Source organism: Paenibacillus sp. WC2504 (assembly GCF_052682475.1).
Genome location: NZ_JBQZFH010000001.1, coordinates 5516516 through 5535280 on the forward strand (window position 1 = coordinate 5516516; position 18765 = coordinate 5535280).

8 protein-coding genes are annotated in these 18765 nt (G+C 49.2%); all 8 read right to left on the reverse strand.

Annotated elements, in window-relative coordinates; genetic code table 11:
- Positions 1 to 38 precede the first annotated feature (38 nt).
- Genes ACUN27_RS24855 through ACUN27_RS24890 form a run of 8 tightly spaced genes read right to left on the reverse strand, consistent with a single transcriptional unit; the run spans position 39 to position 18754 of the window.
- Positions 39 to 899 carry a carbohydrate ABC transporter permease gene (locus tag ACUN27_RS24855; RefSeq protein ID WP_315948787.1) on the reverse strand — a complete coding sequence of 287 codons (861 nt, stop codon included), beginning with the start codon at positions 897 to 899 and terminating at the stop codon, positions 39 to 41.
- Positions 896 to 3169: a DUF5696 domain-containing protein gene (locus tag ACUN27_RS24860; RefSeq protein WP_326061463.1), complete on the reverse strand. Its 2274-nt coding sequence runs from the start codon at positions 3167 to 3169 to the stop codon at positions 896 to 898. The genes ACUN27_RS24855 and ACUN27_RS24860 overlap by 4 nt, the downstream gene beginning before the upstream one ends.
- Positions 3166 to 5280, reverse strand: coding sequence for a YIP1 family protein (locus ACUN27_RS24865; RefSeq protein ID WP_315948785.1), 2115 nt, complete (start codon positions 5278 to 5280; stop codon positions 3166 to 3168). The genes ACUN27_RS24860 and ACUN27_RS24865 overlap by 4 nt, the downstream gene beginning before the upstream one ends.
- Positions 5267 to 8398, reverse strand: a complete 3132-nt coding sequence (locus ACUN27_RS24870) for a glycosyl hydrolase (RefSeq protein ID WP_445559717.1) — start codon at positions 8396 to 8398, stop codon at positions 5267 to 5269. Before ACUN27_RS24870 ends, ACUN27_RS24865 begins: the two co-directional genes overlap by 14 nt.
- Positions 8379 to 10460, reverse strand: coding sequence for a beta-galactosidase (locus tag ACUN27_RS24875; protein ID WP_326061465.1), 2082 nt, complete (start codon positions 10458 to 10460; stop codon positions 8379 to 8381). Before ACUN27_RS24875 ends, ACUN27_RS24870 begins: the two co-directional genes overlap by 20 nt.
- Positions 10457 to 13618, reverse strand: a complete 3162-nt coding sequence (locus ACUN27_RS24880) for a glycoside hydrolase family 2 TIM barrel-domain containing protein (protein WP_445559718.1) — start codon at positions 13616 to 13618, stop codon at positions 10457 to 10459. The genes ACUN27_RS24875 and ACUN27_RS24880 overlap by 4 nt, the downstream gene beginning before the upstream one ends.
- Positions 13619 to 13643: 25 nt before the next feature.
- Complete coding sequence (locus ACUN27_RS24885; protein ID WP_326061467.1) at positions 13644 to 15722, reverse strand: hypothetical protein; 2079 nt, start codon at positions 15720 to 15722, stop codon at positions 13644 to 13646.
- Positions 15674 to 18754 (reverse strand): glycosyl hydrolase 2 galactose-binding domain-containing protein, encoded by a 3081-nt coding sequence (locus tag ACUN27_RS24890; protein ID WP_445559719.1) that lies wholly within the window; start codon positions 18752 to 18754, stop codon positions 15674 to 15676. Before ACUN27_RS24890 ends, ACUN27_RS24885 begins: the two co-directional genes overlap by 49 nt.
- Between the last annotated feature and the right edge of the window lie 11 nt (positions 18755 to 18765).

The following is an 18765-nucleotide window of genomic DNA, read 5'->3' on the forward strand; positions in this document are numbered from 1 at the left end:
ATACGAAACATAGCGTCATCCCTCCTGTCGTAAACTTGTTAAGCACGATGTGATTTTGTCACCCTGGCGAAAATAATAAATAGGATCGCTAAGAAAAAGGCGATGATCATGAAGTAGATCCAGAACAAAGCGCTGTATTGTCCATACTCGCTTTCCCTTACCTTCGACAAAATCGGATTGGTCGGAAACGTAAATAGATCGACAACGGTATAAATCAAATTGAGGAAAATGAACGGCGTCATGGCAGGCAGCGTAATTTTCCAGAACGTTTCCCAAGGTCCTGCGCCATCAATTCGTGCTGCTTCATAAGCGGAATTCGAAATCGTCTGCCTGCCGCCCAGGAAGATCATAATTTGAACACCGGAGTACCACAGAATGAGTACGAACGAGTTCAGAATGGAAATCAGCGGATCTGACCAAGTGGCCGATAAGTTAGCCTGGATAAGGCCTGAAATGTTAAATTTGGACATAAATCCGAGATCGCCTTCGCCCTGCGTCAGAAATTCCTTCACGACTTCGCCTGTCGCCAAAATGACGGGAAGGAAGAAGATGGCCCGAAAAAATGTGCGGCCGGGAAACTTTTGATTCAAAATAATTGCGATTAACAGCGCGAAAATGACGATAATTGGAATCATAAAAAGCGCTTGGCGCAGGAACGGCAGCAGTTGATTGTACAACAGGCTTCCGTTCTCAAACAGAATGTACTTATAATGCGTCCAGCCAATGTAACGGGTCGTCGTCTTGGTTGCCGTTATGGTTACATCCTGAAAACTCATAAATAAGGAATAACCGATCGGGAACGCCATAAAGAAGATAAAACCAATGAACCACGGTGCTATGAACAGTGTTCCTTCCAAATATTCGATCAGGGATGACCTTAGTCTTGCTCTCCGATTCATTTGCCTCCCCCTCCTCGAACAATCACAAAGTTATGTGCCGGTACGACCAAATCTCCGCTCCGGTATTCCGTCAAGTTATAGTTCACGATAATTCTTTTTCCGTTGGCATACGTCGTTTCTTTCACACCTTCAGCAAGCTTCTGATGCCCGGTAATAAACTGATCCTGCACATCTCCGAGCGCTTCGTTGTAGCGTTTATACTGCTCGGATGCGAAATCCTCCCAATCCGGGTAATACGTGTTATAGAAGCGCAAGCCGTAAGAATTCACGTATTTCTTCGTTTCAGCCTTCGTAAATACAAAGGATGGCGCCGCTCCGTATTCGATATCCCTTAAGAAATCGTTCACGTCTTCCTGGCGGTTGTTCACATATTCGGATGAATAAGAAACTAATCCGTGTGTAGCAATTTGAGCGAAGGGCACCGATTCATCCGAAAATAAGTCGTAGGAATTGTCATATACCATATCTCGGATGTAATTGATATGCGGCAGTGCGTAAATATTGGATTTCTCCCCCTGTACACCGCCAAGTGTATCCTTAATTTTTTGTAAAATCCGCTCTTGAATTTTGCGTGCCTGGTCTCTTGAGGAGCCGTACCCCGTGTTGTAATCGTTGTACAACCTCTGGCCCAGCAATCCGACGGCAAGTCCGTCGACACCCATAGCCTTATATTTCGGCAAATCGTTATCCACCATCTGTTCGATGTATTTATCGCTAACAACCGGCGTCTTCTCCCGATTGAACAAGGGGCTCTGCATCAGCGTCCGGCCGGCTAAGTTAACCATGGCGTTAAACTTCTCGTCGAACCCGCCCCCCTTTGTATTATTCAAGGAATACTGTGCTTCCAAGTACACCGGATAACCAAGTCCATGCGCATGATCGATGAACGCCTTCATGCCGGAATCTCCGCCAAGGCGGGAATCCACCGGGAACGTTTGGCCAAAGGAACTGTAGCCGCCCTTTTGCCAGCCCGTGAAAGTGAGAGACATATTCTTTATTCCCTTGTCATGCAAGGAATTCATAATTTGAATGCCTTCGCTCGTCGTGGTCAAATTAAGGTAGCGGTCACTAACGACCCCTTTTTCCCGATCGGCTCCGATGATATTGGTATATAACGGGATATTCGGGTCTTTAACCGTAACCGGCTTAACTGCTTTCTCCTTTATTAAATACTGGCGGTAGGTCTCTGCCATGCCAACGTAATCTGTCTTCTTCTCGTCCAACATATAATAACGAACGGAACGATCGCTCCCAAAAATATGATCCCGATCATAGTCGACATATCCCCACGAATCAGGGACGTTCGTATTTCTTGTTGTAAACTGCAAGAAGCTGGAACGATAATTCATCTGCGCCCCAATCCAGTTGTAATTGCTTAGGACACCTGCCGGAGCAGCGACCACGTCGGCATACTCATCGCCTTCGTGCACGACGGCCAGGAAGCCTTTCGATCCTGATTTCATACCGAAGACCGGCATCATGACCTTATTCCGATTGTTGTTAATTCCCGGGAATGCAATATCTTGGCCATATGTTAATTCGTCATACAATTTGTTGACATTTAATTGATTATCCTTGAATCGCACGAGCGCACCTGCACCATCCGGAACAAACAAGTAACCGTCCTGTCCGTCTGTGTATTCCGCTCCTAAGAAAGGATAGGGCCTGACCCAGACGAGACCCATTTTGGTCTCCTTAACGCCTTCCTGCAAGATTTTCGTCTCAACGTAATCCTGAGCAACCGTTACTTGGACTGGGATTGTGAAGCCTGTAACCGGAAATTCGTAAGCAAGCTTGAATCCACCTGGAATTGTTTGAATATCCTTGATGTGCCCGCCTTCCGCCGCCAGATTCGTTTCTTTAGCCTGCAAAATGTTTTTGGAAAAATCCACATATTGGACCATCAGCGGTGAAGCCAAATGTTTTTTCCAGGTCTCCGAAATCTTCTCTTTCGACCAATATTTCGGATCGGGGTAAGAGCGGTACAGATTGCCGTTACGTTTGTCCTCAACAATAAAATGTCCCGTCTTTTCGTCCATTTTCAATCTCAACGTCTCGGATTCCGCAACTTGCTTGAAATCGGTATCGAGCGGCAATTTGGCAGGAACACTCGCTGCTTCTACCGTCGTATTTTGCTGCACCGCTTGCGAACTGCGTTGTCCCGAATCTTTGAACTCAAATTTGGCACGAGTCAGGAAGGTGACGACGGCCGCCAAGATCAGGATGGTAACGATGATGGCTGTCTTATTGGTTTTGATCATCCGGATCATCTCAAGGTCACCTCCTGATACATCTGATAAAGTAACGATCCAAGATCACTGGTAAGTCCCATGATAATGAAAATAAGCACACCGATGACAAGCATCGTACATAACGTAAGGAAAACATTCATGATCGTTTCACCAAACGTGTAATTATGGACGTTCTGAATTTTCCAGAATATGAGCAGCCCGATCCATACGGTCATCGCATTGCCGATGAAATGATAGATCGACGCCTCGGACATCGTCATGACATTGGATATTAAGGCAAGTGGGATGCCAATAGCTATGTAAGGCAAAAGCGCATAGGCGCTGCCGATAAAGATGTGCTTGAAGCGCCCCTCTCCCCGATAAATCGAGCTGACCAGGTAGTTGGCGACAATCCAAGCGATCCAAACGATGAAAAATTGTGTGAACGTCGAGTAAATATCCACAAAGGTCTTCGGATTAAATGCAAAGCTAGTCGCGAACTGGCTGATAATCAAGGACAAGTAAACACCAAGCAGAACGATACTGGCGCTCAAGTAGCTGCCTTTGTTCTCATAGTGGATGGCGGAAAAGCCGTCAATCGGATGCTTTAAAACATGCAGCGCAAGCCTTAAATTCGAGAGGAAACGGTTCTCACTTTTCGGTCGATTGCGCCATCTGCTTCGAAATTCACGCTTTGCAGTGAGTTTATCGGTAACGGTGTATAAGATTACACCAAGCAGCATGACGCTCGCTATCCAAGAAAAGTTACCTTGCAGCCACAGCATCCTGATTTGCCAGAAGGAATCGGAGTACCCTTGTTGATTTCCCGCTTCTTTGAACAAATCTTTAGCCGTTTCGTACTGTTCTTTTTTAAAAGCTGACTTTGCAAGGCCTAGATAAGCTGGGGCGAATTGCCCGTTTAAACGCAGCACTTCTCGCCACGGCTGCTCGCTATCCTCATATCGACCAGCCAGGGTAAGCTGATTGGCTTGGTCTACCTTTTGCCCAAACTCGGACAACCGGAACACTTGCACGATATTTTCCTGGTCGTCAAGAACAAACAACTCGTTTCTTTCATTAACGTCAAGCGCCACAGGACTTTTCAACAGTCCGACCTGCGAGGAACCGATCGCAGATGCGCCGCCCCAGAAGTACAACAAATTACCGGATGCATCGTAATGGCTGATATATTTGTTCTGCTGATCCACAACAATCATATTGCCGCTCTGATCCACAGCGACATCCGTTAGTTGAGGACCTGTCATGACCCCCTCCGCCGGCACGTCCCATGGGGCTGTTTCTCCGAACGGTTTCGAGGAGCTGCGCAGCAAGTTATCGCCTTTTACATTCAGCTTTTTCAATTGATTCGTTGTTGCTGTTCCGCCAGTCACTGTAAAAATATAGCCGTTTTTGTCCGTCGCTACGCTGTTGATCGGCTCCGGCCTCTTGGCGACCTCATTGGCATACATTTTTTTGGTGTAAAGCATTCTTTTCAAAGCGTCTAACGGGGAAATCGCCGTGCCGTTGGCACCGAAGAAACCTTGAAACTTGCCTTTCGGATCAAGCATCACAAGCCCTTCATAGCTGCCGTGTACAGCAATATACATAAACTCACGTTCATCGACCATGACCTTCGCCGGATCAAAAACAAACGTATCGGGAATATACCGGGACTCTGGCCGTTTATACTCTTGCATAACTTTGCCGCTTGCGTCCAACTTAAGCACTCGTTTGTTGCCTGTATCCGCGACATAGATGCTGCCGTCATTGGTTACGAAAACACCTTCAGGTTTGTTAAAAGGGCTCTCCGGCAGTGTAATGTAACGCAACAGCTGCCCGGATTCTGTCATATGTACAATGCGGTTATTGCCCGTATCCGCGATATAAACTTCACCTTTCGCATCGATGAAGATGTCTTTCGGATTTTTCATCGGCGAACTCATCTGAACCGTGTTGTTGCCTGGATCTGGCGCCATCAGATTCTGCCCGATTACCCCCAGCGGGAAGTACGCCGGCTGAAGCCATATTAAATTTCCCCGGCTGTCTTTGGTATACGTGGAGTATTTCACCGAGGCGACTGCAGTCGCAGGCAATAATGCGGCGCATAAGAGGAAGAACGATAGAAATAGCCCCCACTTATGGATTTTCATGCTCAAACCTCCGTTCCCATCTCTCTGTGTATAATGTCATTTGCCCAAACAAGCCGTAAGGGCTTAACTGATAGTCGCGAGTAAAATGCTGGCCTTCTTTGCGGAAAGACGCCCAACTGGTTGTCAGCGTATCACCCGACGCCTGATGGAACGGTCCCAGCATGTTGCGCGGGCTTCCCATGACTTCCACTTCCAAGCGGTTCACACCCTCGTGAAGCAGCTTCGTCAAATCAAGACGGTTCGCACTGCGCCAAGGTACATGTCCTGCCGTTTGCCCGTTGACCCTTACTTCAATGGTGACCGCGGCATAATCGCCAAGTTCCAGTACCGTCCGGCTTTCCGTTTTGTTTTCCACCTGAATGTCAAAATGATAAATCATGCTGCCGCAGTAGTGAGGATAACCTTGCTTGCACCAATCGCCAAAGGCCAAGGTTTCGGGTTCGGCCACCAAGCTCCTTGAAGCATCGACGCCAAACGGTCCGATCAAATAAATATCTTCCACTTCCATGCGATTTACATAGTTGCACGACAAGGTCAACTCGTTCTCTCCAGCTCTCAAACCGGATAAAAGCACTCGATCAAACGACCGGTCCAGAAACCAACCGTCAGACTTATTGGCGATGGATTCACCGTTAAGGCTGATCTGGAACTGTTCCGCAGACTCCACAACCAGATACACAGCTTCCTTCGGAACATCGGTTATATGAAAGGTGAATTTGAAAGCGACCGGCTTGCCATCTTCCGGATGGGGCTCGTGAATCCATTTGTACCTTTGTTCAATGCCATTGCCGTAAATCTGTCTCATGTCCAGAAGCGACCGGATGGCTTTCTGTGCTTGCCATACCTCCATCTCTTCCGACCAGCGGCCATGATCGATACAGTATGAGCACATATCCAGGGTTAACACATTCGGCATTGACCGCGTGAACTTGCAGACCGTACCTAACAACTGAGTGTCGGTTTGATCCGCGTTCGCGCGGCTTCCTTCTGCTTCAGCCATGCGGCCGCTCTTATGCCAAATATATAATTTGGAATCTGCCGGACCGAATACCTCGTCAAAGATGATATAGCCCTGACGAAGACAGGTGTCGACTGCACTTACTTCGCCTGTCAATGCCTTCCACTCTTCCAAGTAGCCTTGCCCTTCCAAGGCAACTCCGATCCGAACGCGATGTTCGCGCTCGCGGTCATTATTGACAACGAACAGCGCATAACGATCTCCCATATCTCTGAGCATATACAGGCAGTCAGCGGATTCCTCATCTTCTTCGCTCTTGATGCTAACTTGGCGTGTCAGTATGTTTTCCAGTGTTTGGGCTGCCTCAGCCGCGTCCCCAACGATGACCATGTTCGGGTGATCATAGAGGTCGGATAGACGATTGCTCACTCTGCCTTCGAGCATTTCCGGGCGAGCTCCGACAGCGACAGCTTTGCCGCCAGCGTCAAGGAATTGCAGGAGCAGCTGGAACGTGCTGTTTAGCATCGTCCGAATTTCCGGAATGACGACGACTTGATACTCGGCTGTATGAACAGCAAGCTTCTTGCCGTGAATGGCCCCTGTTTCCGCCATGATGGTTTCATCGCCCAAATCAAAATCGTAGTGCGCTCTTAGCAGCTTGCCGAGAAAAGCGTTAAATTCGTGACCATACCGGTTCGTCTCGGAAACGTCACGGTCCTTGCCTCGGGCTGGAAATCCGTAAGGACCCGTGCCAACCATACTCCATGCGGTGGAAGCCGGATGAAGCACAAGCACGTCACGAACCGGGCGTCCTTCTGTCAAAACCGCGGACAGTCTGGCAAAATAATTTTCCACAATCGAATTGTATTTCCACCAGCTGGTGTTGTAATTGAATACAGGCGGATAATCCCGCTTCCGGCAGCCTTTGATCGAGTAAAGCGCCAAGTGCTGAGACCTTAGATTGACCCCAAGAACGAATTGGAAATCCCCGATCCATCGCTGCCCTTCAAAGGTGAAACCCCAGCCCGTACAGCCATAAGTTTCAGTCAGAACGAATTTTCTCCCATACTGATTAGCCACACTGGTACATTGCTTAACGGTAATATATTCGTTCGTTTGCTCCGTCAACATATCGATGCCCGGCACATGCTGATAGCGGTAATTAGGCATAATCGCCCCGCAAACGCGAGTGGCTGTGCCCAAATTATTTTCCCAGAGAAAATGTCCGGTAAAAACAAGCCCGTTGTTCTCGCACCACTTGCCGATTTGCTTCGCATAGGATTCACTGAATCGTTCAGTAATCGTCCGCCAGTAATCGTGACGCGCCTCCGTGGAGCGTTCGCCATTGAAATATAAATAAGGAACAAGATCCAGTAGATCGTATCCACGTTTCTCTTGGAAAAAGGCGGGAAAAGACCAGCTCCAAGGAATCCAGCCCCGCCCCTCTGTGAATTTGCAATGACGGTCATGGAGGCTCGGCTCGTCTGTAAAAACGCCGCGAACGGTTTGGCCGAAATGTTCGCCAACAACTTTTTTGTAAGCCTCGTAGGTCAGGTCGATGAACGCTTCAACCGACTCGGGATTTAATTGATCCGGAGGCGCTTCATTGTTGAACCAGGCACTCCGTTCGGATATTTCGACCCGGAATAGAAGCAGCACTTCATCACTTCTTAACTCTCTGCTTGCACCTGCTTGAAGTCTTTCACAGCGAATCAAATCTCTCTCGTTAATCACTGCTCTGAACAATGCTACGGTGTCGGTGTCGTCAATTACCGATTGTAGAGAGTCTGCCGGGATGACCTCTAGCGTAAGGCCTTTGGCGCGGAATGCGTCACCGCCTCTCGCTTGCACAAGTCCCCCGGCAAAACCTGAAGGCCATCGGTCTTCGTCATACAGCCATGCCTGCATATTCTCCGCCTTCGCTGTTTCCACGGTGGAACGAACCAAGTCCATCCACTCTTGACCCATGTAGACCGTTTCCAATCCATCTCTGGAGTGAATGAAAAAGCCGCCCATCCCTTGCTCCTTCATTTGCTTCACTTGCCGGTTCAGCTCTTCCTCTTCCAAGTCGTCATTCCAAGCCCAGAAAGGAAGCGACCTGTAGATATTCGAAGGATTCTCAAATTGATTCCGCAATCGCTTAAGCTGGGGCTCTTCCACAAGTCTCCGCCTCTTTCTTCTGTTGGAATATCGCGACGCTTTTCGGAAGAAGTTCAACATCTCCGCTAACGCTCGTGCCGCTGAGCAGTTCTATTTGCTCGTGCGTCCCCACATTTATCTTCTGCGTATGTTCACTATGATTTAATACAAAAGTAAAGACGAGCTCATCTTTATGGCGCTGAATGATTTCCACGTCTTTTGATGCAGGTGCTTCAATTGGAGAAGAGATCCCTTTACTTTCGCATAAATAGCGGATCCATTCCTTTAAAAAAGTACGGCTAGGATCCGTTGCCGCATACCAAGCTTCTCCTTGGCCAAAGCGGTTACGCGTCAATGCCGGGGAACCTGCATAATAGTCGCTGCCAAAGCTCGCAACCGTCTCCGCTCCCTCCGAATGAACCACTTCACACAACAAGCCGCACTCGTAGGTGCCGTGAAGCTCTCCTACGTTCATCTGCATCACAAGCTTGTTTTTTTGATCCGGGTGCAGCGCGTCCAGCTCTTCCACCCAAATGCCCAACAGCTCCCGCAACTCACCAGGATAACCGCCCGGTGTGACAAGATCGCTTTCATTCGCAACACCACTGAAGAACGTAGTGAGGAAGGTTCCTCCGTTCTTGACGTAGCGCTCCAGCTTCTCCGCATAACCAGGTTTCACCATATATAAAACAGGGGCAACCACAATTTCATAGGGTGTAAGATCAGTTTCCACATGAATGAAATCGACTTGAATATGATTGTCGTAAAACGCATCGTAATATTTCTGGATGTGGTCGACATATTTCAAATGAGCGGAAGGGCCGCCTCCTAATTCAACAGCCCACCAATTATCCCAGTCGAACAGAATGCCTACTCTGCTTTTCACCCGTGCATCGAGCAATTGATTGCCTAACTGCTTAAGCTCCTGGCCAAGCTCTGTACATTCCCTGAACACACGTGTATGCTCATGGCCGGCATGATCGATAACAGCTCCGTGAAATTTCTCATAAGCCCCTAGCGAGCGTCGCAGCTGGAAGAACATCACCGAATCGGCGCCGCGTGCCACGGCTTGATAACTGCGAAGCCGCATAACGCCGGGCCTTTTCGTCGGATTGACCGTTTTCCAGTTAAGCACGCTCGGCGTCTGCTCCATCAGCATGAAGGGAGCGCCGTCTTTCAAGCCCCGCATGAGGTCATAACGAAGCGCCATGTAACTTTCGGGTGTTTGATTTTCCGGATATATATCAAGAGCGACGATGTCCAAATAAGGCGCCCATTTGAAATAATCAAGCGGCTTATAAGTCCCGTTCCCCTGGAAGTTGGTCGTGACGACCGCATCCGGGATGAACGATTTAATCGCGTTATATTCCAACTGATAACAGGCCAACCAGCTGTCCGAATTAAATCGATAATAATCCAGCGTCATGCCTTGAAACGCCGTTTGATCGGAGTTTCCTCCAGAAAGTCCCTCGCTTAATGCGCTTGGAAGAACGATGTCTTCCCAATCATAGAAGGTATGTCCCCAGAATCGTGTATACCAGGCCTCATTCAGCCGTTCGAGCGTTCCGTACCGATTTTTCAACCATCCTCGAAATTCGTGCTCACAGTTATCACAGTAGCAGCGGATTCCTATTTCATTGTTCACATGCCATAAAAGCAGAGCCGGATGGCCCTTGTATCGCTCCGCCAGCTTACGGACCAAAACCTCGGCATAATGGCGGAACGTCGGACTATTCGGGCAGGAGTTATGTCTTCGGCCAAACTTTCTTTTCTTCCCATCGGTCGTTACGGTCAAAATATCCGGGTACTTCCTCGCCATCCAAGCCGGATGCGCGGCCGTCCCCGTTCCCAAACAGGCATAAATCCCATTCTCATGCAGCTTGTTCATGACCTCGTCTAACCATCCAAACTCGTACGTCTCCTCATCCGGCTGGTTAAGTGACCACGAGAATACATTGACGGTGGCAATATCAATGCCCGCAAGTCCGAACAGCCTCATATCCTCATCCCATATGTCCTTCGGGAACTGCTCCGGGTTGTAGTCGCCGCCATACATAATCTTGGGAAATGTCCGGCTAATCATCGAATCGCCCCCTGAAGTGTTAATGGAATCATGGTTTCGTTGTCGGTACCTTCTAGGTGGAATGGCGCCGGCCACCGTTTACTCAGCTGCATCGGCGAAACATCTCTTGCCGAAAACGGCTTCAGCCGCAGCTCGAAAGTCGTTTCCTTCGGATGGAGCAAATAACGATCCAATGGGGGAGCTTCCCCGCAGCTATGATTACCGATCGGAGCTTGTTGATAATCCATATTCACGATCGTTTCCTGTAAGTGAACCAAATCGGTCGTATGTTTCGCTCGCGTTACATTCGCCGTAGCATAATGACTCGCACTCACATCGAACATCGGCATTCCGCCTATAAACAAGCCAGTTCCTAGTGTATTTGTTACGGTCGCCCACCGCGCTTCCGCTTTATTGCCATGCTCCTGCGGCTTAATGTAAGGAACATATTGCTCCTGCACTGTTCCTGCGTAAACGCCAAGCCGCCCGCTTTCCTTGCGGTCTATATAACATTCGTGCGGGCCCAGCCCGAACCACGCTAAGCGATCGAAGGTGCCGGGCATGACCATCTGCAAGCCCAAGCGCGGTAATGGCGGTAGGCCATCTCGCGGATTCACATGGACTTTGAGGAAGACGTCCCCTGATCCGTAAACCGTATACACCATACAAGTCTCAAAACATATGCCTAATCCCGCTGCGCCAAGTGCCGCCTTCACCGTAATTTGCGCCGCATGATCCCCATACGACTCCACAGAAAATTCGTTTACGCGCTGTTGCAAGGCATCGTAACCGTTTTTTCTCCACTCTTTGGCTTGACGGCCGTCATTATCAATGGGTGCTCGCCAAACGTTGACCTTCGGGCCGGACTGCAAGAGCGAAATTCCGTTATATTGGAATTCGTTCAATGTGCCGCTGTTTTTATCCCAAGCCAGACAAAAATCGTTACCGCTTACAAGCAGGCGCGTAGTCTGCTCTTCCATTCGCAAACTGTGCATCGGCTTCACGTTGATCAGCGGTGCGCCACTAGCTGCAGTGGATAGCGGTATATCCGCCCAAGCCACTTCATGTCCTTGCTGCGCCCATCGTGTTTCCTCCCGCATCGTAAACCGAATGCGGAGCCAACACTCGCCTTGCCACTGCTCATATGCCTTGCTGAGAGGAACGGTCATCTCCGATTCTCCGCTAGGCGGCACATCGATGCTCGGCAGTTCTCCCTGCTCCACAATATCCCCGTCATGCAGCAGCTGCCACGAGCCCTTCAGATGATCGAGCGATAAGAAGTCGTAGCGATTCTCAATACTTACGATGCCTGATTGCATGTTGACTGCACGAACCTTTACCGGCTCAATCACTTTTTTAAATTCAATCAGAGAAGACTTGATCGTTCGATCCGGGAACACCAAGCCGTCAATGCAAAAGTGACCGCTGTTGGGATGATCGCCGAAATCACCGCCGTACGCGTACCACTCCGTGCCATCCTCCGTCTGCTGCCTGACAGCCAGGTCCGCCCATTCCCAAATCATCCCGCCAAGCAATCGGGGATACTGATAGATCGCTTCCCAGTATTCTTTCAAGTTGCCGGACGCATTTCCCATGGCATGTGCAAATTCGCACATAAGAAAAGGTCTTGGATCTTCCGTTTTCTCTCCTTCTTCAATCAGTGCATCCAGTGAGGGATACATGCAGCTTACAATGTCTACGACCTCAGCATCTTTAGCCCGTTCGTAATGAATTGGGCGAGTTGGATCTGCTGCCCGCACCCAATCTGCCATGGCGTCATGGTTCGCTCCGTAACCCGATTCATTCCCAAGGGACCAGATGATGATGGACGGATGATTTTTATCCCTCTCCACCATGCGGCGGGCACGGTCGACAAACGCTTCTTTCCATCGCTCATCTTGAGCAAGATGGCTCTCGTTGCCAATAAAATGACAACCATGCGTTTCGAGGTCTGCTTCATCGATGACATACAGCCCATATCGGTCACATAGATCCAGCCAGCGCGTGTCATTCGGATAATGCGATGTCCGCACGGCGTTCATGTTATGCTGCTTCATCAGGCGGATATCCTCCACCATCGCTTCCAGCGGTATCGCATAACCGAGATCGGAGTGGAACTCATTGCGGTTTACTCCTTTGAGGGTAACGGGAGTGCCGTTGATCAGAAGCCGCCCGCTCCGGATCGCAATATCGCGAAAACCAACGGAAACGCTTACAGATTCTAGCGAGGTTCCTGTCTCATCCGCAAGCTCCAAAATTAACGCGTATAAGTACGGATCCTCCGCCGACCACTTGTGAGGAGCCAGGATGGGAAGCTGCATGTTGAGCACTTTTTCATCCGTTAGCGAGAAGGCGTCGGTTTTTCCGGTATATACCGTTTGACGCTTTTCGTCCATCAACGTAACGTTTACCGTATGGTTGTGCAGCGGTACCGCATGATTTGAAAAGCATTTAACTGCTATCCGGAGGTTAAGTTCTGCATCGATCTGATTTTCATTGAAGCTGGTTTTTACAGAAACATCCTGCATATGCACATCAGGCGTTGCTTTCAAATACACGTCTCTGAAAATCCCGCTTAACCGCCATTTGTCCTGATCTTCCAGATAGCTGCCGTAGCTCCATTGATAGACCTGCACGGCAATGGTGTTCTCTCCCTCATTCAGCAAAGAAGTAATGCGAAATTCACTATGCATATGGCTGCCCTGCCCATACCCTGCCAATTTCCCATTCACCCAGACATGAAAGGCGGAATCAACGCCTTCAAACACGAGAAATACTTGCCGCTCCCTCCATGTATCCGATACGTAAAAGCTTCTGCGGTAGCAGCCAGTTGGATTATCGATAGGGATATGCGGCGGATCAATGGGGAACGGATAATAGCTGCTGGAATAATGCGGACGTCCAACGCCCTGCATCTGCCAATTGCCAGGAACAGGCATAGCAGACCAGTCATCGGACATGTAAGAAGGTTCGAAGAAATTCGCTGGCGCCTCCGACGGACTTGACACATACCTGAATTTCCAACTTCCATTAAGCGATTGAAAATATGGCGAAAGTGCCCGCTCTCCGATCAGCGCCGTTTCTACATCTGCATATGGCATGTAACCGGTATTGGAAGGCTCCACGCTGCGCCCAAGCACCTCCAGATTCTCCCAATCCGGAATTTCTTTCTCTCTCATCGAAATGCCCTCCTATCTTTCACCGTCAACCCTGTGTATCCCTGAAACGCAAAGCGTTATGTAAAACTAGCGCGATAACCCATGAAGGGTTCCATTTATTGCTGTGTCCCCGGTGATTCCAATACGTTTGGAAAAAGCCTTCTCCTTGCTCACCGGCAACGGTAAATCCCCATTCGCCCGGTTTCGTACAAATGCCCTGTCCCATTGCCTCCAGCGACACTCGTCCCCACCGTTCATATTGCTCTTTACCGGTTAAGCGTCCAAATTTCCAGAATTCATACGTTGGAAAAAATACATCCAAATGGTGGTTTTGCACACTGACACCAGGCCATCCCACCGCGCTAAAATCCGTGTTCCGGAATGCTGAGCCCTGGTTGTACGCTGGGTTCCACACATATACAAAAGTTAAAAGCCAATCCGCAGCGATTTCGGCCCATTCCTGATACCGTTTATCCCTGGTCAAAAGAAACAGTTCGTATGCAGCTAGGAAAAAGTACATCCCCGCTTCTTTGTCCTCGCACTTTGCATCAAGTGTGGAACGGGCAAATGGCCGTTCGAACGTCTCGACATGCAGTTCGTAATAACGCTGCATCATTCTCTCTGCGAATTCCAAATAGTTGCTCTCCTGAGTGATCCAATAGGTTTTCACGAGAGCGATCAAGCAGGGGATTCCCGCAGCTGTTATCAGGTCATCTGCCGGTGTGCCGTCCATTCGCCATGCGGAAGGGTAAATGCCCGTTATCAGCGCGCCGCCCAACAAGAAATCTGCGGACTCGCTCAGCGCCTCGATCCAGCTTCGCGGAACTTCCAGACCATTTTCCCGAAAGAGCAGCGTAATTTCCGCCAGATCAGCGATCGTTTCACCGTAAGCCCGGCTTGAGACGACGGGCTGCTTGTTCCAGTAAAAATCGTCCCAAGCTCCCTCAGCTAGGCGGTACATGCTATGTCTCACACCCGGGACGTCAGTACGGCTCTGCGACACATAAAAATCAACAGCTCGCCTGCAGTTCAGAACTCGTTCTTCCTGCCCGTTCTCAATGCCTAATTTGGCATCGCACCAGGCCAGCTTCAAACACTGCCCCGTCCAGCCGTACATGTAATGCAGCGGATGCTTGGGGGCGGTCCCGTTCTGATTCGAATCGGTAAACTTGATATAGCCTGCGGCATCCCGCTCCCCGCTTCGATACCGATCATCCATCGCATTGATCTTAAGCCGGATCATCTCATCCAGAGACAGCGGGTTCTTCCCCACCGGTGCGAAAAGCTTTTCGCTTTTTCGAACAATTTCACGAAAGGCATGGCCTGGGCGGTCTGCAACACCCCAATCCAGCGCATACATTTTGATTAATGTGCGGCCTTGCTCGAAATCCATATATCCATCGGAATAAGATTGCGTAGTATTTTTAGCGATAAAATAAGTGTCTTTCTCCCCGTTAAACATCAGAACGCCGCTTAGCGCAACGGCCGTGATGCGACTCTCCTCTTGGATGGCTCCCAGCGAGCCGTAATGCACAACTCCGTCTTCCGTCTCCACAAAGTCCGGGATAGAAAACAAGGAGAGAAATCGCGTCTCCTCTTCCTCCCATTCCACATTCACGCAGGGAATTGGCAGTCTGTGCTCTTCGCATATGAAGCCAAGGCCTGGCTCCATGCCAAGCCGTGGCACGATCCGATTCGGATCAGAAGAAGGATTGTTATTGTAAATCATGTGGGGAATCGTCACTTTTTCTTGGCTTCGTTTCGGAAGCGCAAACAGGATACCCACAGCTGCTTCACGAACGAAGTAATCGCTCCGATTCTCCCAACTCACTTGCATCTGCAGGAGGTCCTGCTCGTCAAACGTCAGACTCAACGTGACGTACAAGGCTTCTAAGAAACCACTGATCCGAACCATGCCAATCTCGTCACTGACTTGCACTTCCCTCAGCCCGGGTGTATCCGTTCGCCACGGTCTTCCTGTGGAATAACTTAGCATGTCATTCAATCGCCCTGTGAAAAAAGGAGAGGGCTCGCCCTCTGATCTAAGCATGAGCTGTAAACCTTCTTGCATGACTGCTATCTCGGCTCGTCGCTTCTGATTGCGGCTAACAATGGTGTACAACACTCGGGGCTCACTCCTTTCTCACTCATCAAAGTCACCAGCAGGCGGTCTAGTGTTGGATTAAAGCCGACTCTGCCCGCTAATGGCAGGCAAACGAAGAACAGAAGCCCTTTGCCTAAACGTTTCAATCCTACGACAGGCAGCTTCCGCTTACCCGGTGTCTCCGAATGCGCCTGGTAAGCAAAAACAATAGGTTCGATACCCTCGCCGATCAAATGGCTATTGGTCATGCCATCCAGCCGGTCTGTCGTCAAATTGTAAAAATAAGAGTAATCGTCTGGTTTTACGTTAGCCATTTTGAGACCATCCACTTGCATAGAAAGCGTATACACTTCTCGTAATTTCACCGTTTGAATTTGTGTATCATCTAAGTCCCATGTACCGTTATCAGCGTGCTTTAGAATACATACGGCTGTCGCGCCTTTACGAACTTTCGCAAGGATAGCTGTCCGTTGGCTGTTGAATGATTCCGGAGATGAGACAACAAGCGTACAATCGTCATGCACCTCTTCGGAATAACGCTCTCCGCTAACGTTCAGCAGCGAACCGAGCAATTCGGACGCTGCGTCGAGATAAGCGACCTTCTGAGGGGTCTGGCTTCTCATCTTTGCAAATGCCTCAAAAGTAAACCGTTCTGTGTTTAATACATGGCCGTCTTCATCTATCAATTCCGCATCCACGTATAATTGCTGTCTTTCTTGGACGGAAGGCACGGAGAATCGAATCGAACCTGCATACAGCGATGAAGCTATCGGTAGTAAACTAGCTATTTCGTAATGTGCGTAGTCTCTTGAATCATCACGCAGTGTTGCAACAATCCGGCACTTCCCGTATTCCTTCGCTGTATCGTTCAAAAGCCATGCTTCTATTTCCAATGTCTCGCTTTCATACACCTTCCAGCGATCGCTTCGCAAATTAACGCGAACAGGCTCCAAGCAGTCCTTATAAGTGAAATACGCTGGTTTTGGTTTTCGATCGACACCTACAAGAGCTTTCATCCAACCTGCCGGCCAAGCGTCAATCAGCAGATGGATGGCGGTGGACACAACCCGATCCGCTCTTCTGCGCCATGCATCCGTCATCAGCTTCGTCGCTAAACTTTGATGCTTCTGACTGGCCTGAATCCAATCGTGCATATTGGTTTGTTCCGCATACCAATCTCCGTGAAGATTGTAGGTTTGTGCACCATGGATGCTATTCGGCAGCCAACGATCTTGCTCCAATGTCGGGAGCCATTCCTTGGGGTAACGGCTTAGCATAAGCTCCGCATGATCCAGCCCTTCGGTCCCATACTCGCCGCATCCCGCTTTCCAGCCTTCTCGAATCGTTGGAAGGTACCCTTTGTACATTTTCCCTACTGGAATGACGTTGTTCGTATACCACAAATTATAGCAATGAAAATCGGGCAGCCCTTCTCGGGTAGGCGGGTTGTAGTCCCCCTCCACGTTTTTAACAACACGATCCGGATTCTCAACAAATATGGCTTGCCTGGAGGCTACGAAAAAAGCTTCCAGCTCATTTCTGTGCAAATATCGGTGACCCTTGCGTCTTTTCTCAGTCCGAGAAGGTTCGTTGATCAGCGATACCATAATGGAGGACGGATGGCTGCGAATCAGCCTTTCCATTTCCGCAGCTTGCTTCACGCCTTCAACGAATTGATTTCGACGAATAAAGCCGAATGTGGGCAAATCGCATTGATGCATCATGCCAAGCATATCGAAATAGTCATAGATTTCTTCCTGTACAGGACGTTGTGTAATTCGGTAAAAATTCAAATTCGCCAATTTGGCAATCAAAATATCATCCATTAATTGGTCAAAATCGTTGTTCATCACACACTGCTGCAGATGCCCCATTTCATTGGCGCCTCTTAGTACGATCGGTTGATTGTTCAAATAAAGCGTACCTTTCGGAACCTGCTGTTCATCCATATGAAATTTCCGCATACCGAAAGTGCGATCCCGGCTATCTACGCAATCCCTGTCATTTTTCACTTCAATACGCACCGCATATAGCAATGGTGATTCCGGTTCCCACATTTTAAATGCTGGAAACTCTACTTTATAACGGAAATAATTAATGCCTGGCCCCGCATAGGCCACTGTAAATGAGATTGGTTCTATTCCTTCACCCTCAAAATTCTGAGGCATAATTGCCAGTTCCAACTCAAAATTCTCCATGACGCGCGTTGTGGTATTCACCGCATCAATCCAGACTTCCACAGAGCCGGTGTCAATATCCGGTCTTACGAAGACATCCTGGATAAACAGTTCTGACCGCTGTTCCAGATACACTTTATTGTAAATCCCCGCTCCCGGTGGACAGTGGCTCCAACCGTTGTACGGATCGTCCCATCCTGGCCCCGTCGCTGCGTATATTTTATCGCCATCCAGCTTCGTTCCCCCGACACCCATCATGGGAATGTCCGTCTGAACCTCAACGACGAGCGTATTGTTTTCCTGCAAAAAGTCGGTCACATCAAATTCGAACGGTGCGAAAAACCCCTCATGACTGCCAATACATTTGTGATTGAGGTATACCGTCGTTTTATAATCAACACCTTTGAACACGAGATATACTCGTTTTCCTACTGGAATGCCGGGATAGGCGAACTCGCTGCGATAAAATCCCGTCCATTTGCCTTCTTCCCCGCTGGGTCCGCGGAAATCAGGGATCGTCACCGCTTCCCAATCCCCTGCACCATCCAGTACGCGAGTAAAACTCACATCTTCAGGCGTTTGATAGCGAAATTGGAATTGACTGCATACTTGCCGATCCCTTGTCATCGAAGGAGCCGGTACTACATTTCTCATATAGGGTCTGTACTTCTCGCGAAGCTGATCCAACTCTTCATGAAATCTTTCCATTTGAGCTTCGAATGTAAGCTCTGGCACGCGCTTCGCTTTATCCGTGCCCGGTGCGAAATATTTTTTATCAACAGTTATAGGCGGAATGTCCCGCAGTTCATCTTTATTTCCGGGATGTTCACGAAACGCAATTTCCGCGAACTGATCCAAACGTTTGGTTGGCTCCAATCACATCTCCA

Excerpts from the sequence above, each read along its gene's own strand:
- ACUN27_RS24855 (WP_315948787.1), bottom strand. The coding sequence starts at position 899 with ATGAATCGGAGAGCAAGACTAAGGTCATCCCTGATCGAATATTTGGAA.
- ACUN27_RS24865 (WP_315948785.1), bottom strand. The coding sequence starts at position 5,280 with ATGAAAATCCATAAGTGGGGGCTATTTCTATCGTTCTTCCTCTTATGC.
- ACUN27_RS24880 (WP_445559718.1), bottom strand. The coding sequence starts at position 13,618 with ATGAGAGAGAAAGAAATTCCGGATTGGGAGAATCTGGAGGTGCTTGGG.
- ACUN27_RS24875 (WP_326061465.1), bottom strand. The coding sequence starts at position 10,460 with ATGATTAGCCGGACATTTCCCAAGATTATGTATGGCGGCGACTACAAC.
- ACUN27_RS24860 (WP_326061463.1), bottom strand. The coding sequence starts at position 3,169 with ATGATCCGGATGATCAAAACCAATAAGACAGCCATCATCGTTACCATC.